At 72.3% G+C, this 18,486-nt stretch carries 21 protein-coding genes; 15 read left to right on the plus strand and 6 right to left on the minus strand.

The window, feature by feature from the left end; translation table 11 throughout:
- Positions 1–216: 216 nt before the first annotated feature.
- The 3 genes from ACWCP2_RS24260 to ACWCP2_RS24270 are packed head-to-tail and all read left to right on the plus strand — an operon-like array spanning position 217 to position 1,518.
- The gene (locus ACWCP2_RS24260; RefSeq protein ID WP_450910664.1) at positions 217–765 is read left to right on the plus strand and encodes a DUF6232 family protein; all 549 of its coding nucleotides are present in this window, start codon (positions 217–219) and stop codon (positions 763–765) included.
- Complete coding sequence (locus tag ACWCP2_RS24265; protein ID WP_450910665.1) at positions 762–1,157, plus strand: hypothetical protein; 396 nt, start codon at positions 762–764, stop codon at positions 1,155–1,157. Before ACWCP2_RS24260 ends, ACWCP2_RS24265 begins: the two co-directional genes overlap by 4 nt.
- Before the next feature lie 10 nt (positions 1,158–1,167).
- A complete protein-coding gene (locus ACWCP2_RS24270; RefSeq protein ID WP_450910666.1) occupies positions 1,168–1,518 on the plus strand; it encodes a hypothetical protein in 351 nt (116 codons plus the stop codon).
- A gap of 141 nt (positions 1,519–1,659) precedes the next feature.
- On the opposite strand, the gene ACWCP2_RS24275 is transcribed toward ACWCP2_RS24270, so the two are convergent.
- Complete coding sequence (locus tag ACWCP2_RS24275) at positions 1,660–2,676, minus strand: AraC family transcriptional regulator (RefSeq protein WP_450910667.1); 1,017 nt, start codon at positions 2,674–2,676, stop codon at positions 1,660–1,662.
- Between the two features lie 150 nt (positions 2,677–2,826).
- On the opposite strand from ACWCP2_RS24275, the gene ACWCP2_RS24280 reads away from it, so the two are divergent.
- The gene (locus ACWCP2_RS24280) at positions 2,827–4,674 is read left to right on the plus strand and encodes an AMP-dependent synthetase/ligase (RefSeq protein WP_450910668.1); all 1,848 of its coding nucleotides are present in this window, start codon (positions 2,827–2,829) and stop codon (positions 4,672–4,674) included.
- An 84-nt stretch (positions 4,675–4,758) separates the two neighbouring features.
- Here ACWCP2_RS24280 and ACWCP2_RS24285 read toward each other — a convergent pair whose 3' ends face one another.
- Positions 4,759–5,502: a dienelactone hydrolase family protein gene (locus tag ACWCP2_RS24285; protein WP_450910691.1), complete on the minus strand. Its 744-nt coding sequence runs from the start codon at positions 5,500–5,502 to the stop codon at positions 4,759–4,761.
- A 290-nt stretch (positions 5,503–5,792) separates the two neighbouring features.
- Here ACWCP2_RS24285 and ACWCP2_RS24290 point away from each other — a divergent pair, with 290 nt between their 5' ends.
- The 4 genes from ACWCP2_RS24290 to ACWCP2_RS24305 all read left to right on the plus strand — a co-directional run bounded on the left by ACWCP2_RS24290 (position 5,793) and on the right by ACWCP2_RS24305 (position 7,311).
- Positions 5,793–6,314, plus strand: a complete 522-nt coding sequence (locus ACWCP2_RS24290; RefSeq protein ID WP_450910669.1) for a DUF6232 family protein — start codon at positions 5,793–5,795, stop codon at positions 6,312–6,314.
- Positions 6,314–6,646, plus strand: a complete 333-nt coding sequence (locus tag ACWCP2_RS24295) for a hypothetical protein (protein WP_450910670.1) — start codon at positions 6,314–6,316, stop codon at positions 6,644–6,646. The genes ACWCP2_RS24290 and ACWCP2_RS24295 overlap by 1 nt, the downstream gene beginning before the upstream one ends.
- A gap of 135 nt (positions 6,647–6,781) precedes the next feature.
- A complete protein-coding gene (locus ACWCP2_RS24300) occupies positions 6,782–7,045 on the plus strand; it encodes a hypothetical protein (protein ID WP_450910671.1) in 264 nt (87 codons plus the stop codon).
- Positions 7,018–7,311, plus strand: coding sequence for a hypothetical protein (locus tag ACWCP2_RS24305; RefSeq protein WP_450910672.1), 294 nt, complete (start codon positions 7,018–7,020; stop codon positions 7,309–7,311). Before ACWCP2_RS24300 ends, ACWCP2_RS24305 begins: the two co-directional genes overlap by 28 nt.
- Positions 7,312–7,323: 12 nt before the next feature.
- On the opposite strand, the gene ACWCP2_RS24310 is transcribed toward ACWCP2_RS24305, so the two are convergent.
- Positions 7,324–8,121: a thioredoxin domain-containing protein gene (locus ACWCP2_RS24310; RefSeq protein ID WP_450910673.1), complete on the minus strand. Its 798-nt coding sequence runs from the start codon at positions 8,119–8,121 to the stop codon at positions 7,324–7,326.
- Between the two features lie 291 nt (positions 8,122–8,412).
- On the opposite strand from ACWCP2_RS24310, the gene ACWCP2_RS24315 reads away from it, so the two are divergent.
- On the plus strand, positions 8,413–10,137 hold the full coding sequence (locus ACWCP2_RS24315) for a lytic transglycosylase domain-containing protein (RefSeq protein ID WP_450910674.1): 1,725 nt from the start codon (positions 8,413–8,415) through the stop codon (positions 10,135–10,137).
- Here ACWCP2_RS24315 and ACWCP2_RS24320 read toward each other — a convergent pair.
- From ACWCP2_RS24320 to ACWCP2_RS24330, 3 genes are all read right to left on the minus strand, one after another.
- The gene (locus tag ACWCP2_RS24320; RefSeq protein WP_450910675.1) at positions 10,134–11,039 is read right to left on the minus strand and encodes an alpha/beta fold hydrolase; all 906 of its coding nucleotides are present in this window, start codon (positions 11,037–11,039) and stop codon (positions 10,134–10,136) included. The genes ACWCP2_RS24315 and ACWCP2_RS24320 overlap by 4 nt on opposite strands.
- Positions 11,036–11,620 (minus strand): TetR/AcrR family transcriptional regulator, encoded by a 585-nt coding sequence (locus ACWCP2_RS24325; protein WP_450910692.1) that lies wholly within the window; start codon positions 11,618–11,620, stop codon positions 11,036–11,038. The genes ACWCP2_RS24320 and ACWCP2_RS24325 overlap by 4 nt, the downstream gene beginning before the upstream one ends.
- Positions 11,621–11,866: 246 nt before the next feature.
- On the minus strand, positions 11,867–12,070 hold the full coding sequence (locus tag ACWCP2_RS24330; RefSeq protein ID WP_112451444.1) for a cold-shock protein: 204 nt from the start codon (positions 12,068–12,070) through the stop codon (positions 11,867–11,869).
- A gap of 237 nt (positions 12,071–12,307) precedes the next feature.
- Between ACWCP2_RS24330 and ACWCP2_RS24335 the strand changes: the two genes are divergently transcribed.
- From ACWCP2_RS24335 to ACWCP2_RS24360, 6 genes are all read left to right on the plus strand, one after another.
- Positions 12,308–13,171, plus strand: a complete 864-nt coding sequence (locus tag ACWCP2_RS24335) for a menaquinone biosynthetic enzyme MqnA/MqnD family protein (protein WP_450910676.1) — start codon at positions 12,308–12,310, stop codon at positions 13,169–13,171.
- Between the two features lie 292 nt (positions 13,172–13,463).
- Entirely contained in the window at positions 13,464–14,270 is an 807-nt protein-coding gene (locus tag ACWCP2_RS24340; RefSeq protein WP_450910677.1) for a prepilin peptidase, read from the plus strand.
- Positions 14,271–14,398: 128 nt separating this feature from the next.
- Positions 14,399–15,598: a cyclic dehypoxanthinyl futalosine synthase gene (gene mqnC / locus ACWCP2_RS24345; protein ID WP_450910678.1), complete on the plus strand. Its 1,200-nt coding sequence runs from the start codon at positions 14,399–14,401 to the stop codon at positions 15,596–15,598.
- 7 nt (positions 15,599–15,605) lie between these two features.
- The gene (locus tag ACWCP2_RS24350) at positions 15,606–16,259 is read left to right on the plus strand and encodes an imidazolonepropionase-like domain-containing protein (RefSeq protein WP_450910679.1); all 654 of its coding nucleotides are present in this window, start codon (positions 15,606–15,608) and stop codon (positions 16,257–16,259) included.
- A gap of 151 nt (positions 16,260–16,410) precedes the next feature.
- A complete protein-coding gene (locus tag ACWCP2_RS24355; RefSeq protein WP_383948734.1) occupies positions 16,411–17,106 on the plus strand; it encodes a demethylmenaquinone methyltransferase in 696 nt (231 codons plus the stop codon).
- Positions 17,107–17,121: 15 nt separating this feature from the next.
- Positions 17,122–18,033, plus strand: a complete 912-nt coding sequence (locus tag ACWCP2_RS24360) for a glutaminase (protein ID WP_450910680.1) — start codon at positions 17,122–17,124, stop codon at positions 18,031–18,033.
- The last annotated feature ends 453 nt before the right edge of the window (positions 18,034–18,486 follow it).

Raw genomic sequence — 18,486 nt, forward strand, 5'->3', positions numbered from 1 at the left:
CCCAAAATCCTCTGCCTGGTTGCGAGTTGGCGAGTATTGGACGCTTACGCGGTCGAGGTTCCGGGTGCTTAATGGTTCCCCGCGCAGTCAACTGCGTTTCCTCATGGGGGAGTTATGGAGTCCAACGGGGCCACGCCAGCACCACCGCCAGCATCACCGCCACCACCATCAGCACCACCACCGCCACCACCGTCGGCTCCGCTGACGCCGTTGTGGGTGCCGGCGCCGACCCCGTCGGCGAACCCGGCCCAGCGGCAGGACTTCGGGGCACCCGACCTCGTGCTGCGGGTCAGCAATCGCCTGCTGTGGGTGGGGGAGGCGGTCTATCCGCTGCACAACATCGTCCGGGTGTACACCTACGTGCTCAGCGTCGACCGCAAGAAGGCCGTCGCCGACTACGTACCGTGGATCGTCCTCCTCCTGGTGTTCTTCGCGGTGTCCGTCATGGACGCCAACCCTCCGGGCGTGATCATCACGATCGTCCCGGTGCTCCTGCTGGTGATGGCCCTCGTGCGCCGGCTGAACCGGCCGGACCTGTATGTCATGGGAGTGGAGACCTCCGGTGCGTCCACCGCGGTGGTGACCCTGGCGGACCGGGCCGAGCTGCGGAGGCTGGTCGCGCGGATCGTCGACGCCATCGAGCGCCCCGAGACGGATTTCTCCCTCTACGTGGCCCAGCTGACGGTGAACATCAAGCACTACGTCCACGTCGGGGACACCGCGAACATCAACGGCTCGGGAAACATCGGAGTGGTGAAGAAATGACGCCGGAAAGCGGGAGCGGAAGCGGAAGCGGCGGCGGCACCGGCAGCTCGAACCACTTCGGGGACCACGTCGTCGTGAACGGCTCGGGCAACATCGGCATCGTCAAGAACCAGTCCCCAACCATCGCCCAGCAGGCGGCACCCACCACCCCGCAGGAGGCGATCCACCAGTTGGAGCGCCTGCTCCTGGAGCTTCGCGCCCAGGTCGCGCCGGCCGGTGCGGGCACCATCGACAGCAACCTGCCCGTGATCGTCTCCGCGGAGAGCGGCCCGGAGGCGCGGCACGGGGCCCTGATGGCCGTACTGGGCCTCGCGACCCTCGCGGGCGGGGAGGTCGGGAGGGCGGTCATCGAGGCGGTCGGCCGGGTGCTGGAGCTGCTGAGCTTGGCCTAGCCGAGGCCGGTTGTCCACGCTGCGCATCGCCGACATCGGCACCCTCGGGCCGGGCGCCCGCCCCGCGCCGGTCTCCCGGAGCGCCCGTGCCCGCGCCTGTGACTGCGGCGAGCGGACCGAGCGGGGCGGCTGCGGCAGCGGTACGCAGCTGTGCGTGTCCTGCGGAGTCGCCGCCTGCCGCTCCTGCGCGGGCAACACCTGCGCCGAAGCCGCCCCCACGGGCTGCTCCGCGTCCCGCGCCACCCCGGCCCCCGCCGCCGTACCGGTCGGCGCCGCGGCCCCCAAGGGCTCGTGCGCAGCCGGCAACGGCGGCTGCGCATGCGGCCTGTTCACCCTTCAGGTGCCCGGCGCCACCCGGTAGGGAGGGCGCCGGGAGCCACCGGCCGAGCGGGAACCACGGGGTGACCGTGACCTCGTCGACGCCGCTCGTGGCGTCGGGCCCGCCCTCCTCGTACGCGCGGTACCAGGCGTCGCGGGCCCGGCAAGATCCGAAAGAGACGGCCTAACCCCCCGACGCGATGCGGTACGCCCCCGGGGTCGTGCCCGTCCAGCGGCGGAAGGCGCGGTGGAAGGCGGTGTCCTCCGAGAAGCCCAGGCGGGCCGCCAGCTCCGCGATCGGTTCGCGGCTCTCCGCCAGCCCGGCGATGGCCGCATCGCGCCGTACGTGGTCCTTCAGCTGCTGGAAGGACGTGCCCTCCTGCTGGAGCCGCCGCCGCAGCGTGGCCGGGGACACCGCCAGGCGTCCCGCGACCTCGCCCAGCTCCGGCAGGCGCGGTGAGCCGCGCAGGGCCTGGGTCAGGGTCCGGCGGACCTGCTCCGCGACCGTGGTCCCGTACGCCGGCCGGGAGAGGAGGTCGAACGGGGCCCGCCGCAGCATCGCGTCGAGCGCGGGCTCGTCCCGTACCAGCGGGGCCGTCAGCCAGTGCGCGTCGAAGGCCACGGCCGCGCCCGTGCGCGCCTCGCCGAAGCGGACCGGGCAGTCGAAGAGCAGCTCGTACTCCTCCTCGTGCGGCGGCGCCGCATACGCGAAGGAGGCGTGGGCCAGCGGGATGCGCCGGCCGATCAGCCAACTGCTCAGCCGGTGCCAGATGGCGAGCACGCACTCGGTGAGGAAACGCTCCTCGTCCCGCGCGAAATCGTTCCGCACCGCGAACCACGCCTGCCCGCCCTCGACGTCGAGCGCCAGCTCCGGCCCGCCCGGGAACAGCCCGTAGAAGGTGGCGGAGCGTTCCACCGCCGCACCGAGATCCCGGCAGCCGAGCGAGGCCCTGCACATCATCGCGAAGGTCCCGGGCCGGCTGGGGACGGCCGCCAGGCCCAGGAACTCGTCCTGCGTGGTCCGGTACAGCGCCCGGAACAGCCGCGCGAACTGCGCCGGGGTCACCCGCGCCCGGTCGTCGCCCAGCAGCAGCGGCGGAATCTGCGCCTCCTGGAGCAGCGGCACGATGTCGAGCCCGCGGCCGCGCGCCCCCGCGAGCACGGCACGCACGTGGTGCACGGTGACCGTCCGCCTCCCCATGGGTCCGACGGTAGCCGCAATGAGCGCTGGGGTCAGCGGGGGTGACGCTTCCGGTCATGCCGCGGACGGCATCCCGGTGCCTAGCGTCGTTGGTACGGCCAAGTGACCGAGTGACCGAGTGACCGAGTGACCGAGGGGGAGGCGAGCCCTATGAGCGCGACGAGTGCGGGGGATCCGATCGAACCGGTGAGCGAGGCCGCCGGAGGCGTGCGCCGGCCGCGGACGCTGGCGGTGTTCACGGAGTGGACCGGCGAGCGGTACGCGGCCGAGACCGCGCTCCGCCACAGGAGCGGAGAGGGGAACGAGGGGAGCCAGGGGAGCGAGGGGAGTCACGAAAGCCAGGGGAGTCAGGGGAGCGGGAAGGGCTGGACCACCGTGTCCTACGGGCAACTGCGCGCCCGTGTGCGGGAGTCCGGGCGCGCCCTGCTCGGCCTCGGGATCGCTCCCGGCGAGCGCGTCGCGGTGCTCGCGGAGACCCGGCCGGAGTGGACGTACACCCACTTCGGGGTCCTGGCCGCCGGAGCCGTCCTCGTGCCGGTGTACCCGACGGCCGGGGAGGAAGAGCTCGCCTGGGTGCTGTCGGACTCCGAGGCCGTGGTGGTCGTCTGCGACGACCCCGCGCAGGCCGCCCGGGTGGAGGCGCTGCGCCCGAAGCTCCCGGCGCTGCGCGCGGTGGTGGAGATGGACGGGCTGCGCGCCCTCCCCGGAGCGGCGCCCGAAGCCGAACTCCTCGCCAGGGCCGCCGCGGTGGAGACCGCCGCCGACGCCTCCATCGTCTACACCTCGGGCACCACCGGCCTGCCCAAGGGCTGCCGCCTCACGCACGCCAACCTCGGCGCCATCCAGGACGCCACCCTCCCGCTGGTCAGGGGCGGCCCGGGGGATTCCACGTACCTGTACCTCCCCCTCGCCCACCTGCTGGCCCAGCTGATCCAGTTCACCACCCTCCTGGAGGGCGGGGAGCTCTGCTACTTCGGCGGCCGGATCGAGGACGTCATCGGGGAGCTCGCCGAGGCCCGACCGACCCATCTGCCGTCCGTACCGCGCCTGTTCGAGAAGCTGCACTCGGTGGTCCTGTCCCTCGCGGAGTCGCAGGAGGGCGGCGGCGCGCGGTTCGCGGAGGCGGTCCGGGTGGGGCTGCTGGCGGCGGAGGGCCGTCTGACGGCGGAGAGCCGCGCCGCCCACCAGGCAGCCGAGGAATCCCTGTACTCCCTGGTCAGGGGCGCCTTCGGGGGCCGCCTGAAGTGGGCGCTGACGGGCGGCGCCCCGATCGCCCCGGCCACCCTCGACTTCCTGCGGGCCTGCGGGATCGGGGTCTTCGAGGGCTACGGCATGACGGAGTCCGGCGGGGTCATCAGCCTCAACCACCCGGACGCGGTCCGCCACGGATCGGTGGGCCGCCCGATCGCCGGGTGCGAGGTCCGCATCGCCGAGGACGGGGAGGTACTGGCCCGGGGGCCGATGATCTTCCCCGGCTACCACGCCAACGACACGGCGACGGCGGAGGCGCTGGACGGGGAGGGCTGGCTGCACACCGGCGACCTGGGGGAGGTGGACCCGGACGGCTACCTCCACATCACCGGCCGCAAGAAGGAGCTGATCATCACCTCGGCGGGCAAGAACATCACCCCCACCGAGCTGGAGTTCGCCCTGCAGCGCTCCCGCTACGTGTCCCGCGCCGTCATGATCGGCGACCGCCGCCCGCACCCGGTGGCCCTGATCACCCTGGACGCGGAGGAGATCGCCGCCTGGGCCGTACGCGAGTCGGTGACCCTGGACCCGGCCGCCCCCGGCGAGCACCCCGCCGTACGGGCCCTCGTCGCGGAAGCGGTCGAGGCGGCCAACGCCACGGTCTCCCGCCCGGCCCGCGTCCGCGCCTTCCGGGTCCTGCCGGGGGAGTTCACCGTGGAGTCGGGCACCCTCACCCCGACCCTGAAACTGCGCCGCAGGGCGGTGGCGGAGCGGTACGCGGCGGAGATCGAGGAGCTGTACGGCTGAGCCGGGGCCGCGGGCCTGGTCGTGGCCCGTGCGGGAGCCGCCCGGGTCAGGCCCGGGGGTCACGCCCGAGGTCACGCCCGGGGGTCACGCCCGCGGGTCCTCCGTCACCGTCAGGGGCAGGCACTCGGTGAGCAGATCGACGACGTCGCGCCAGGCTCGCCGTGCGTGCAGGGGGTGGTAGCCGACACCGGGGACCGTGGGGTGGTCCACCGTCGGGTGGTGGAAGGCGTGCAAGGCGCCGCCGTAGACCGTGAGGCGCCAGTCGACGCCCGCGGCCTGCATCTCGGCGGTGAACGCCTCCCGTTGTGCGGGCGGCATGATCGGGTCTTCCGACCCGACGCCGGCCCACACCGGGCAGCCGATGCGCGCGGCCTCGCCCGGCCGGCCCGTGGTGGTCGCGTTGACCGTGCCGATCGCGCGCAGGGCGGCGCCGTCGCGGCCGAGTTCCAGCCCGATGGCGCCTCCGGTGCCGTAGCCGATGGCGGCGATCCGGTCGGGGTCGGCCCGCGGTTCGGTGCGCAGCACGTCGAGCGCCGCACGGCCGATGCCCCGCATCCGGCCGGGATCGGAGAGCAGCGGTAGGCAGCGGGCCAGCATCTCCTCGGGGTCGCCCAGATAGCGCCCGCCGTGAAGGTCGAAGGCCAGCGCCACGTATCCCAGCTCGGCGAGGGCATCGGCCCGGCGGCGCTCGACGTCGCTGAGCCCCATGCCCTCCGGTCCGACCAGCACCGCGGGCCGGCGGTCGCCGCCGGCCGGGAGCGCGAGGTGCCCGACCATCGTCAAACCGTCGGCCGGGTACTCGACCGTGCGCGTCGTGATCGTCGTGATCGTCGTCATGAGACGGGACGGTAGTGAGCGTCGACCCGGTCCGGCCGGTGTTCCGCCGCCGGCGGAACAGTGCGGACGCTCCCACCAGGCACGCTGCCGGCAGGCCTGGACGCAGAGGCTGGAGAAGCACGTGCGCGGGGGAGGGGAAATGATTCATTCCGGTCCGTGGCTGTCAAGCGGAACGCGTAATCGATCATGACTACGTCGAAATGGTCCAATCCCTACTTGACCGGTCGGACCCGTCCTACACTTCGAGCCGTCAACGCCAAAAAGAGCCAGGGGGGCGCGAAATGGCGGGTAGTAATTCGACGGTCCAAGTCCGTGTTCAAGAGGGTGTGCTGTGGGTCGACGGTGAGGCCTATCCTTTGCACAACATCTCCCACGTGGGGCAGCGCGTATTGGAGGTGGACAAGGGGGCGGCATGGCGCAAGTTCATCGGCCGGGCCCTTCTGTGCATTGTCATCGGTTCCATCGCGGCGGCCATCTTCGGCGACGTTGCCGGAGTCCTCGCGGTCATCGTCTTCGGACTGCTGATCTGGCAGCTCGTGAAGGTGATCAACAGGCCCCCGGTGTACGGCCTGGTCCTCAACACCTCGGGCATCCAGCGCGAGGCGGTGTGGTCGCTGGACCGCGCAGAGATCGAGAACCTGGTCTTCGAGATCACGAAGGCCATCGGCCGGCCCAACGCCGCCCCGGTGACCATCAACATCAAGGAAGCCGTCATGGGCGACCAGATCAAGCAGTACGGCGCCGGCAGCATCGGCCGGGCGGAGCACAGCGGCGCCGGAGACATCCGGGGAGGCGGTCGGTGATGGCCGGCGACAGTTATACACAGCACGGAGCCGGAAGCATCGGACACGCCACGCACAGTGGTTCCGGAGACATCGTGGCCGGAGGCAAATACGTCGGCGGAACTCCGCCGGAGCCCTCGGCGCTCGAAAAGCTCCTCGAAGAAGTCCAGGCGATGAGGCAGCACCTGGACGAGACCGACCGGGCGGAAGTCGACGCGGCGGTGGAAGAACTCCAGGGGAATCCCCCCGAGGGGAGATTTCGGAGAATCCTCGCGACCTTCTCCGGAATCGCCACCCTCGTGGGAGAGGCCGGAGTTCCGGTGATCGCGGCGGTCAGGGCCCTGATGGGCTGAAGGGGAAAGCGGAAGGCAAGGGGGCCACGGGCAGTGGCCCCCTTGCCTTATGCCTCTTCCGACACCCCGCCGAGGAATGCGGCCCGGGCCCCGGGCGCCACCGGGGGCTGGGGGACGGCCGTCATCATGGAGCCCATGACGAACGACGGGGAAGTGAAGGGCGGTCCGGTGGTGTGTCCCGGCTGCGGGGCGGGGGACGGCGTTCCGGTCGCGGACGTGCGGCGCGGCAAGGACCGGATACGGCTCGCCCCGGCGCCGAACACGACCGGTGACGGGTGCACGAACTTCATCGAGGGCACGGTGATCGCCGGGCTGGTCGTGTCCGGGGTGCGTACTACGCCGACGACCGGGGCTGGCCGTGGCTCCTGCCGGTGGGGATCGTGGCCGGGCTGCTCGTGATGGTGGGGACGGTCGCCGTGATCCGCAGCGAGGGCAAGGACAAGCGCCGGGTGGAGGCGGGCGCGGGCCGGGCGGCCGAGGCGGCCGCGGGGGCCCGGTTCTGCTCCGCGTGCGACGCCGTGTTCTTCGCGCCGCAGGGCGGTCCGTGGGAGGGCGTGGCGAGCCCGGAGCGGTTCCGGCACCACGTCTGGACCGCCGGCGGGTACGGGGACAAGCTCGACGAGAAGGCCAAAGCCGCGGGCGCGGCGGCGGCGGAGCCGGCCTGAGCGGCCGCCCCGCTACTTCAGGTTCGCGGTGATCAGCTTCTTGAACGCGTCCGGGGTGATCGAGTCGATGCCCTGCCCCGAGTTCACGGTGAGGTTCTTGCCGTTGATCGAGACGTCCGGGGTGCCCTGCATGTTCTGGTCGTAGAAGGCCTGGCCGACCTTCTCGACCCACGGCATGTAGGTGAGTTCCTTGACCGCCTGGTTGAAGGCCGGCGTGCGCAGCCCCGGCACCTGGTTCGCGAGGTCCAGCAGGGTGGCCGTGGAGCCGAACTTGTCGTCCGTTTCCTTCGCCGGGTGGTTCGTGTAGAGCACCTGGAGGTACTCCATGAACTTCTCCGGGCTTTCGTTCGCGGCCGCGCCCAGGGCGTTGACCGCGCGCTTGGAGCCCTTGCCGGCGCCGATGGCCTTGTCCAGGAACGTGGCGAAGTGGTACTCGACGCGGTACGTGCCCGCGTCCGCCTGCTCCTTGATGGTCTTCCCGAGGCCGATCTCGGCGCCCGCGCAGTAGGGGCAGCGCGGGTCGAGCCAGATGGAGAGGACGTTCTTCGCGTCCGCCTTGCCGTACGGGATCACGATCCCGTCCTTGCCGGTGGTGTTGGCGGGCCGCACGAAGGGCTTGCCGGCCGCCTCCTCGTCGGCGGAGGGCTTCGACACGTAGAGGCCGATGCCCGTCGCGAGGGCCAGTACGGCGACCAGCGCGCCGCCGATCAGCAGACGCCCGCGCAGCTTGTCGCGCCGGGCCAGGGCCTCGCGCTCCTCGCGCATGCGCGTCCGGGCCTCGCGCCGCTGGGTCTTCTTGCTGGTTGCCATTCCCCAAGGATAAAGATCGTAGAGCGCTCAAGTATGTGCCATTGGTGCGAATCGGGCAGGGCCCTAAGTCCCGAATCGTCTCCGGGCGCGGGTCCGTGAAGATGCGGCAAATGGTGGGCCACATCTCCGGGGGCGGCGGTGAGTCGCGGGCGAAGAGCTGATAGACAGTTAACCTCCACGGCCCGATCGGCCGTCCGCGCGAAGACAGCTGGGGTGCGCGGGGCGTTATGTGACTTTTTTACGTATTACGGGGGCCCGGACCGGCCTCCGCTCTGGGGGGATCGCCGCACTGTGAAGCCACTTCACCGTCACCTCGTCAACACCTCGCGCAAAGTCGTGTGCACGGCCGCCCTCGCGGCCAGCCTGACCACCGCCGCGGTCGTGACCAACACACCGATCGCGGGCGCGGGCGAAGCCGAGCCGACCCCCGACAGCCCCCAGGCCACCGATCGCGGTGACGCCCGGCTGGAACTCCCGGACCTGGTCGCCGACCCGCCCCCGGTGATCCCCGGCGTCACCAGCCCCGACGCGGCCACCGCGGGCATACCCGCGACCGCCCTCGACGCCTACAAGCGTGCCGGGATCTCGGTGGCCGCGGCCCTCCCCGGCTGCCACCTGCCCTGGCAACTGCTGGCGGGCATAGGCCGGGTGGAATCCGTGCACGCCTCCGGCTACGGGCTCAAGGCGGACGGGTACACCGAGAAGCCGATCCGCGGACCGCGCCTGGACGGCAACGCCTTCGCCGAGGTCAAGGACACCGACAAGGGCGAGTGGGACGCGGACACGGAGTTCGACCGCGCGGTCGGCCCGATGCAGTTCATCCCCTCCACCTGGACCACCTGGGGAGCCGACGGCAACGCCGACGGCAAGCGCGACCCGAACAACATCTACGACGCGGCGCTGGGCGCCGGCCTCTACCTCTGCGCGGGCCAGCGCAACCTCACCGACGCGGGCGACCTCGACAAGGCGATCCTCAGCTACAACAGGTCGCGCGCGTACGTGAACTCCGTGCTCGGCTACATGCGGCAGTACATGGCGGGCCAGGGCGCGACCCCGGTCCCCAACCCGCCGGCCGGCAACTACCCGACGCCGAACCCGCCGCAGCTGCCGACGCCGCCTCCCGCCCCGACGACGCCCCCGAAGCCGGCTCCCGACCCGACCAAGCCCCCGAAGGAGACTCCTCCGCCGAAGCCCCCGAAGCCCGCCCCGACCCTGGACAAGCTGATCAGGATCGGCACCCGGGAGCTCACGGCCGAGGCCGGGACCGAGTTCGGGCGCATGCCGCTCATCAAGGCCGTGCTGACCGACGGCATGCCGGCCGTCGGCAAGAGGATCATCGTCTCCGTCGACGACGACACCACCGGCCGCACCGTCTTCGCGGCCGACGGCCAGGAGTACGCGGTCCTGATCACCGACGCCAAGGGCCTGATCCGGGTCCCGAAGCTGAAGGCGGGCCGCAAGGCGGGCGAGTTCACCCTGCGGGCCTCGGGCTACGAGATGGCGGTCGAGGCCTCCGTGAGCATCCGGGGCAAGGTCACCCCGGCCACGCCGGTCCCCGTTCCCGAGGCGGACGAGCTGGTCCGCAGCGACGGGAACGCGGGCAAGCCGCTGACCGCGGTCGCCGGCACCGGGATCAAGGGCGTGCAGTTCCTGGCGACGGCGAAGGACAAGCCGGTCGCCGGAGCCAAGGCCACGGCCGGGATCGGCACCAAGGACAAGGACGGGAAGTGGGTCCCGGCGGACCCGGCCAAGACGGGGGAGACCCCGTACTTCCTGGACAAGGACGGCAAGAAGCTGACCGAGCTGGCGCTCCCGGCGACCGGCGCGGACGGCAAGGTCGACCTGCCCGAACTGTCCACCACGGGCGTCGCCGCGGGCACGTACACCCTCCGCGTGCGGATCTCGGACCAGGTGGTGCTCTTCCTGGAGATCACCGTCACCGCGGCCGAGCCGCCGGCCACCGAGGAGCCGGACACGAAGCCCTCGGCGACCGAGCAGCGGACCCGCAAGGACTAGTCCCGCAAGGACCGGTCCCGCAAGGACTGGTCCCGCAAGGACTGGTCCCGGAAGGCCTGCCGGAGCGCCCCGCCGAACTCGGCGGGGTGCGTGGTCAGGCCGGTGTGCCCGCCGGGGAAGTGCAGCAGCTCCACGCCGAGGCGCTCGGCGAGGTACGCCGCCGGCCGGTACGGAAGCTCGCCCCGCGAGTCCCGGCCGCCGGCGAGCACGAGCCGGTCCGCGACCGCCTCCAGCCGCCCGAGGTCCGGGGCGTAGGCCATGAAGCTCGGCACGATGCGCCCGAGGAAGTAGGGCAGATCGGCCATCGTCCGCGCGGCCCGGGCGGCCGCGTGCGCCGGCAACGGGGCGGGGGCAGGGGCAGGGGCGGGCTCGGATGCGGGGGCGTCGCCGTCCTCCCCCTCCCCCTTCAGCCCCGCCGCGAACATCCCCAACGCCGGCATCAGCCCCTCCGCGTCCAGGGTGTCCCGTACGCGTGCGAGGAACACGCGGTGCGCGGGAGCGTCCGGCAGCACCTCCACCACCGGCGGCTCGTGCGCCACCAGGCGTACGAAGCGTTCGGGCCGGGCGGCCAGCAGGTGCAGGGCCGCGATCGCGCCCGAGCTGGAGGCGAAGACCCGGGCGGGCTCGCCGGGCGACAGCAGGTCCAGCAGCCGCAGCGCGTCCTCGGTGTGCTCGGCCACGCTCTGCCCGGCCGCCGGTTCGTCCAGCGGGCTGCGGGACAGGCCGCGCGGATCGTAGGACGCGACGGTGTACTCGGCCGCCAGGGCGTCGGCGACCCCGTCGAAGGCGGCCGCGCCGCCCGTCCCGCCCGGAATCAGCAGCAGGAGCGGGCCCCGGCCGCGCACCTCGTAGTGCAGGGTCGCGCCCGGCACGCGCAGGCCGGCGCTGGTCGCGGTGCTCATGCGCAGCCTCCCCTGCGGGAGGCGGTGCGCTGCTTCAGCATGCAGTGCAGGCCGTCGAGGGCCCAGAGCCAGGAAGCCTGCGGGGAGCGCGCGTGGGCGAAACCGCCCGAGGCCTCCAGGGCCACGAACCCGTGGAACGTGCTGCGCAGCAGCCGGGCCGCGTCGGTCAGATCGGGCTCCGCCAGCCCGTAGCCGCGCAGCATGCCGTACGTCAGCGCGATCGCGCGGCGCGGCCCGGCGGCCTTGGCGGCGAGCTCGGGGTCGATCTTGCCCGGGGCCTGGGTCGCCGCGTAGCGGCCGGGGTACTTGTGGGCGTACTCCCGCCAGGCGTTGGCGAACGCGACGAGCGCGTCCCGTCCGGCGAGCCCGGCCGTCGCCTCCGCGATGAGCAGCGTCTTCTCGTCCGTCGCCAGCAGCGCGATCCGCCCGCGGAGGTCCTCCAGGCTGCGGACGTGCGCGTAGAGGCTGGCGTCCTGCACCCCGAGCCGCCGCGCGACCTGCGCCATGGTCAGCCGGTGCAGCCCGACGTCGTCCGCCACCTCGGCCCCCACGGCGGTGACCCGCTCGGCCGTCAACCCCATCCGCACGCTGTGCCCCTCCCGTTGATCAGTCCCCCCAACCTATATCTAGGGCTCCTAGGGATGCACCTAGGATTCCTAGGAGGAGGAGGAGGAGGAGGAGGAGGGCGGCCCGGGAAACGGCGAAGCCCCGACCGGTTCCACGACCCGGCCGGAGCAAAGGCAGGAGCCCCGTCGACTCTGCTCGCGCAGAGAAGACAGGGCTCCTTGGGTACTGCATATCCAACCGCGACTGGTTGGCCCAGGCGACTAGGCCGGGGTGACGTTCTCCGCCTGCGGGCCCTTCGGACCCTGGGTGACGTCGAAGTTCACCAGCTGGTTCTCCTCAAGGGAGCGGAAGCCGGCGGCGTTGATCGCGGAGTAGTGGACGAAGACATCCGGGCCGCCGCCGTCCTGGGCGATGAAGCCGAAGCCCTTTTCAGCGTTGAACCACTTGACGGTTCCGGTAGCCATGAGCCCTCCTATGGGCCAAAGGGTCGCCCTGCTCCAGAACCTGCTAAGAAGTCTGAAAACTACAAAAGCCTGCGGGTCACATTCTCCGCAGGCCTCGTACTGCAAGGGAAACCAAACTGCAACTTGCGTCGAGCCTAGCACGCACCTCCCGGCCGAGACCAGAGGGAAAGATCACGTCACTCGGACGTTTGAGACCCGCCAGACGGCTGACGCGGACACTGGGGCTAGTCTCGCGATGTGGACGTCAATCGCAGCCGGCCCCGTGTCGGCCACATTCAGTTCCTGAACTGCCTGCCCCTCTACTGGGGGCTGGCCAGAACCGGCACGCTGCTGGACCTGGAGCTGACCAAGGACACCCCGGAGAAGCTCAGCGCGAGCCTGGTCCAGGGCGGCCTGGACATCGGCCCCATCACCCTCGTGGAGTTCCTGCGCAACGCGGACGACCTCGTCGCCTTCCCCGACCTCGCGGTCGGCTGCGACGGCCCCGTCATGTCCTGCGTGATCGTTTCGCAGGTCCCCCTGGACCAGCTCGACGGCGCCCGCGTCGCGCTGGGATCCACCTCGCGAACGTCCGTACGCCTGGCCCAGCTGCTGCTCGCGGAGAAGTACGAGGTCCGGCCCGACTACTACACCTGCCCGCCCGACCTGGGCCTGATGATGCAGGAGGCGGACGCGGCGGTGCTGATCGGCGACGCCGCGCTGCGGGCCTCGCTGCACGACGCGCCCCGGCTCGGACTCACCGTCCACGACCTGGGGGCGATGTGGAAGGAGTGGACGGGACTGCCCTTCGTCTTCGCCGTCTGGGCGGCCCGCAAGGACTACCTGGAGCGTGAGCCGGAGGTCGTGCAGAAGGTGCACGAGGCCTTCCTCGCCTCCCGGGACGTGTCCCTGGAGGAGGTCGGCAAGGTCGCCGAGCAGGCGGCCCGCTGGGAGGCCTTCGACGCGGAACTGCTGGAGCGCTACTTCACGACGCTCGACTTCCGCTTCGGCCCCGACCAACTGGCCGGCGTACGTGAATTCGCGCGGCGGACGGGACTCACGACGGGCTATGCGCCCGATGTGAACGTGGAGCTCCTGCCGGTGGCCGTGCCGGGTCATTAGCGCGGCTTATGAGGTTATTCGCCTTTCCGCACAGCGGAATGGAGCGGAAAGGCGAATGCCCCCGGACCCCGGCCGTTTACCGCGAATGCACGCCTTCTCCTTTCACCCGCCCCCGGCCCCCGCGGGCACGCGGGACGCGGGACGTGAGGCGTGGCGGTCCGCCGCTCCTTGAGGGTGCCCGGCGGCGCTGCTAGCGTGCCTCGCCAAGTCACGGGGCGCGGGGCGGGGGCTGGGATGAGGATCCGGGAACGGGCGGCGGCGCCGGGCCGCGCAGCCGCGGGGGCGGGCTGACATGGGCATCGCGCTGTTCGTGGCCGGGGTCACGCTCTGGGGCGCGGCAGCGGGCCTCCTCCTGCCCCGGGCCGCCTACCGCCTCTCCGTGGAAGTGGGCCTGCCCCGGCGCTCGGCCTGCCCGGCCGGCCACCCGCTGACCGGCCCGGCCGGAGGCTGGCTGGGCCTCCCGGTCTGCCCCCGCTGCGCACCGCGCTCCCGCCGGCGCGAGGGCTACGCGCCCCTCGCGGGGTCCGTTCTGGCGACCGTGCTGGTGTGCCTCGCCCTCGGGGCCGGGGTCGGGGCGCGGCCCGAGCTGGCCGCCTGGCTCCTGCTGGCCCCCTTCACCGTCCTGCTCTGCTTCGTCGACCAGGCCGTCCACCGGCTGCCCGACGTACTGACCCTGCCGCTGGCCGTCACCACCGCGGCCGCGCTCGGCGTGGCCGCCCTGTTCGCGGGTACCGGCGGATCATGGACGCGCGCCCTGCTCGGGGGGCTCGTCCTCGGGTCCGTGTACCTCGTCCTCCATCTGATCCACCCGCCCGGCATGGGCTTCGGCGACGTCACCCTGGCCCTGACCGTGGGGCAGGTCCTGGGCTGGTACGGGTGGTTCGTGCTGTTCGTGGGAAGCCTCGCCGCGTTCACCGCGGCCTCCGTGCACGGCTACGCCCGGGTCGCCCTGCGCCGGGTGGAGCGCGGGACCTCGATGGCCTTCGGCCCGTTCATGGCCGGCGGCGCCCTCGCGGGCGTGATCTACGCGGGCCTGGGCCTGGGGCTGGGACTCGACCTGGGGTCCGGCCCCGTCCTGGGCGCGGGAGCGGTTCCCTGAGCCCGCCCGGGACATCCCGCAGGGGGCCAGACCGGGAGCCGCAGGGGCTGGCGTAGGCTGGATCGGTCCGGGAATCTCGACCGCAGCCGGGCGCCAGCCGAACGACACAGCCGAAAGGTGACGCACCGGTGACCGACCAGGCCGCTCTCCAGTCAGTCCTCGACCGAGCCGCCACGGGGGGCCGGATCACCCGGGAAGAGGCGCTCGACCTCTACCGCCACGCGCCCCTGCACGCGCTGGGCCAGGCCGCCGACGCGGCCCGCCGGCTGCGCTACGCGGGTACCGAGCACATCGCGACGTACATCATCGAGCGCAACATCAACTACACCAACGTGTGCGTCACGGCGTGCAAGTTCTGCGCCTTCTACGCGGCCCCCAAGGACACGAAGAAGGGCTGGTCCCGGGACCTCGAGGACATCCTGCGCCGCTGCGCGGAGACCGTCGAGCTGGGCGGCACCCAGATCATGTTCCAGGGCGGCCACCACCCGGACTACGGCGTCGAGTACTACGAGCACCACTTCTCCGCCATCAAGCAGGCCTACCCGCAGCTGGTCATCCACTCCCTCGGCGCGTCCGAGGTCGAGCACATGGCCCGCATCTCCAAGGTGTCGGCCGAGGAAGCGATCCAGCGCATCCACGCCGCCGGCCTCGACTCCTTCGCGGGCGCCGGCGCCGAACTGCTCCCGGAGCGGCCGCGCAAGGCGATCGCCCCGCTCAAGGAGTCCGGCGAACGCTGGCTGGAGATCATGGAGATCGCCCACAAGCTGGGCGTGGAGTCCACCTCCACCATGCTGATGGGCACCGGCGAGACCAACGCCGAGCGCATCGAGCACATCGCGATGATCCGGGACACCCAGGACCGCACGGGCGGCTTCCGCGCCTTCATCCCGTACACCTACCAGCCCGAGAACAACCACCTCAAGGGCCGGACCCAGGCGACCGTCTTCGAGTACCTGCGCATGATCGCCATCGCGCGGCTCTTCCTCGACAACGTCGCCCACATCCAGGGCTCCTGGCTCACCGTCGGCAAGGAGGCGGGCCAGCTCTCCCTGCACTACGGCGCCGACGACCTCGGTTCGATCATGCTGGAGGAGAACGTCGTCTCCTCGGCCGGTGCCAAGCACCGCTCCAACCGCATGGAGATCATCGACCTGATCCGCAAGGCGGGCCGCACCCCGGCCCAGCGCGCCACGACGTACGAGCACCTCCTCGTGCACGACGACCCGGCGAACGACCCGGTCGACGACCGCGTCGTCTCGCACATCTCCTCCACCGCCATCGAGGGCGGCACGGCCCACCCCGAGCTGAAGCTCATCTCCACGAACTGACGCGCCCGTGCTGACGATCCACACCGCCGCACTCCTCGTGACCGGCCCCTCCGGCCGGGGACCCGCGCCGCTGCCCGGCGGCGCGGTCCTGGTCGAGGGCGACCGCATCGCCCGGGTGGGCCCGTACGAGGAACTCGCCGCGGCCTATCCGCACGCGCGCGCCCGCACCTGGCCCGGGGTACTGACCCCCGGGCTGCTGGTGCGCGGCGGCGACGAGCTGCTGGAGCGCACGTACTACCCGGACGACCCGTACGAGATCACCGAGCTCGGGACCGAACCGATCAGCGGCGCCGAGGCGCTGGCGGACCTGAAGATGACCGAGCCGCGCTGGGGCAACAGCGCGCGGCGCGGCACGCAGAAGCTGCTCGCCCGCGGGGTCGTCGCCGTGGCCGGCCGTTTCACCGTCCCGGCCGTCCGGACGGCCGTGGTCCGCTCCGGGCTCACCGTCGTCCCGCCCGCCCCCTGCGAGGGACCCGCCTCCCTGGACCCGCTCGCCGGCCTGACCGCCGCCGAGCAGGCCTTCCACGGGGTCCTGGAGCCGGGCGCCCCGGCGCGGTTCGCGGTCTTCGCGGTGCCCGGCCCGGCGGAGCTGCTGGTGGAGGGCCCGACGAGCTGCGTGGCCACGGTCATCGGCGGCAGACTGCTCCACCGCCGCCGCTGAGCCCTGCGGTCCCCGCGGAGCCGGACGCCATGTGCCGCCGCCGCTGCGGCCCCGCCCCGAGGGAGCCCTCGCCGCCGAGGGCGGTGCGGCCTGAGAGGATGGGGCCGTATCCGCCGATCCGCACCGCACCGCACACGAGGGGCCCATCCCAGTGACCAGCGCTTCCCTGGACAAGCAGCCGCACGAAGTCGCCTCGATGTTCGACGGGGTGGCGGCGAACTACGACCTCACCAACGACGTCCTCTCCCTCGGGCAGGCCCGCCTGTGGCGCAAGGAGGTCGCCAAGGCGGTCGGCGCGCGCCCCGGGCAGCTGGTCCTCGACCTGGCCGCCGGCACGGCCACCTCCTCGCTGCCCTTCGCCGCGACCGGCGCGTACGTCGTGCCCTGCGACTTCTCCCTCGGCATGCTCCGCGAGGGCAAGAAGCGCAACCCCTGGCTCCCGCTGACCGCCGGCGACGCGACGAAGCTCCCCTTCAAGGACGACGTCTTCGACACCGTCACCATCTCCTTCGGCCTGCGCAACGTCCAGGACACCGACGCCGCCCTGCGCGAGCTCCACCGGGTCACGAAGCCCGGCGGCCAGGTCGTGATCTGCGAGTTCTCGCAGCCCACCTGGGCCCCGTTCCGGACCGTGTACACCGAGTACCTGATGCGCGCGATGCCGCCCGTCGCCCGCGCGGTCTCCTCCAACCCCGACGCGTACGTCTACCTCGCCGACTCCATCCGCGCCTGGCCCGACCAGCCGGCGCTGGCCGGGCTGCTGCAGAAGGCCGGCTGGTCCAAGGTGGCCTGGCGCAACCTGAGCGGCGGCATCGTGGCCCTGCACCGCGGCACCAAGCACGCGTAGGACGGGCCGCCGGAGATGGACTACCAGGCCCTGCTGGAGCAGGTCGCCACCGACATCGCCCCGCTGATCGGCAGCGGGGCCACCGCCGAGTACATCCCGGCGCTGGCGTCCGTGGACCCCCGGCAGTTCGGGATGGCCATCGCCGACCTCGACGGCAACGTGTACGGGGTGGGCGACTGGAAGACCCCCTTCTCCACCCAGTCCATCACCAAGGTCTTCGCACTGGCCCTCGCGCTCGCCGAGGGCGGCGACAGCCTGTGGGAGCGGGTCGGCCGGGAACCCTCCGGCAACCCCTTCAACTCCCTCGTGCAGCTGGAGTACGAGAACGGCATCCCGCGCAACCCCTTCATCAACGCGGGCGCGCTCGTCGTCACCGACCGGCTCCAGACACTGACGGGCGACGCGAGCAGCGAACTTCTGCGCTTCCTCCGGGAGGAGAGCCAGAACCCGGAGGTCACCTTCGACGCGGAGGTCGCCGCCTCCGAACAGGAACACGGGAACCGCAACGCGGCCCTGGCCCACTTCATGGCCGCCTATGGGAACATCGACAACCCGGTGCCGATGCTGCTGGAGCACTACTTCTGGCAGTGCTCCATCGAGATGAGCTGCGCCGACCTGGCCCGTGCGGGCCGCTTCCTGGCCCGGCACGGCCTGCGCGCGGACGGCTCGCGCCTGCTCACCCGCAGCGAGGCGAAGCAGGTCAACGCGGTGATGCTGACCTGTGGGACGTACGACGCGGCGGGGGAGTTCGCCTACCGGGTGGGCCTGCCCGGCAAGAGCGGCGTCGGCGGGGGCATCGTCGCGGTGGTCCCCGGCGCGTGCACGCTGGCCGCGTGGAGCCCCGGCCTGGACCCCCAGGGCAACTCCGTCGCCGCGGTGGCCGCCCTGGACCGCTTCACGACCCTGACGGGCCTGTCCGTCTTCTGACGCGCCCCTCGCACCGCTGCGCGGGCTTCGCGCCGCTGCGCCGGACTCCGTCCGGCGGTGGTGGGGCGGTGCCGGTGCCATGGCCGTCCCGGCCTGGGGTCGGTGGGCGGGTGCGGGTGCTGGGCCCTGCGGGGCTGGGTCCCCTACCCGCCCTTCCACCGTTCCCCGGGCTCCGCCCGGACCCTTGCCGCGTGCGGCGCCGTTGCCGGGGGCCGCCCCCCGGACCCCCGCTCCTCAAACGCCGGAGGGGCTGGATCTTGCCCGGCGGGCCTGGATTTGCCGGGCGGGCTGGATTGCCCGCAGGGCAATTCCAGCCCCGCCGGCGTTTGAGGCGCGGGGTCTGGGGCGGAGACCCAGGGGGTCCGGGCGCAGCCCGGGACCCCTCCCCAGCCCGTCCGGCGTTTGAGGACCGGGGTCCGGGCAGCGCCCGGGGAACGGTGGAAGGGCGGGTAG

The organism is Streptomyces sp. NPDC002104 (assembly GCF_053593795.1).

Excerpts from the sequence above, each read along its gene's own strand:
- ACWCP2_RS24275 (WP_450910667.1), bottom strand. The coding sequence starts at position 2,676 with ATGGGGAGGCGGACGGTCACCGTGCACCACGTGCGTGCCGTGCTCGCG.
- ACWCP2_RS24310 (WP_450910673.1), bottom strand. The coding sequence starts at position 8,121 with ATGGCAACCAGCAAGAAGACCCAGCGGCGCGAGGCCCGGACGCGCATG.
- ACWCP2_RS24325 (WP_450910692.1), bottom strand. The coding sequence starts at position 11,620 with ATGGGGTTGACGGCCGAGCGGGTCACCGCCGTGGGGGCCGAGGTGGCG.
- ACWCP2_RS24340 (WP_450910677.1), top strand. The coding sequence starts at position 13,464 with ATGGGCATCGCGCTGTTCGTGGCCGGGGTCACGCTCTGGGGCGCGGCA.
- ACWCP2_RS24290 (WP_450910669.1), top strand. The coding sequence starts at position 5,793 with ATGGCGGGTAGTAATTCGACGGTCCAAGTCCGTGTTCAAGAGGGTGTG.
- ACWCP2_RS24360 (WP_450910680.1), top strand. The coding sequence starts at position 17,122 with ATGGACTACCAGGCCCTGCTGGAGCAGGTCGCCACCGACATCGCCCCG.
- ACWCP2_RS24300 (WP_450910671.1), top strand. The coding sequence starts at position 6,782 with ATGACGAACGACGGGGAAGTGAAGGGCGGTCCGGTGGTGTGTCCCGGC.
- ACWCP2_RS24330 (WP_112451444.1), bottom strand. The coding sequence starts at position 12,070 with ATGGCTACCGGAACCGTCAAGTGGTTCAACGCTGAAAAGGGCTTCGGC.
- ACWCP2_RS24320 (WP_450910675.1), bottom strand. The coding sequence starts at position 11,039 with ATGAGCACCGCGACCAGCGCCGGCCTGCGCGTGCCGGGCGCGACCCTG.
- ACWCP2_RS24265 (WP_450910665.1), top strand. The coding sequence starts at position 762 with ATGACGCCGGAAAGCGGGAGCGGAAGCGGAAGCGGCGGCGGCACCGGC.
- ACWCP2_RS24295 (WP_450910670.1), top strand. The coding sequence starts at position 6,314 with ATGGCCGGCGACAGTTATACACAGCACGGAGCCGGAAGCATCGGACAC.
- ACWCP2_RS24280 (WP_450910668.1), top strand. The coding sequence starts at position 2,827 with ATGAGCGCGACGAGTGCGGGGGATCCGATCGAACCGGTGAGCGAGGCC.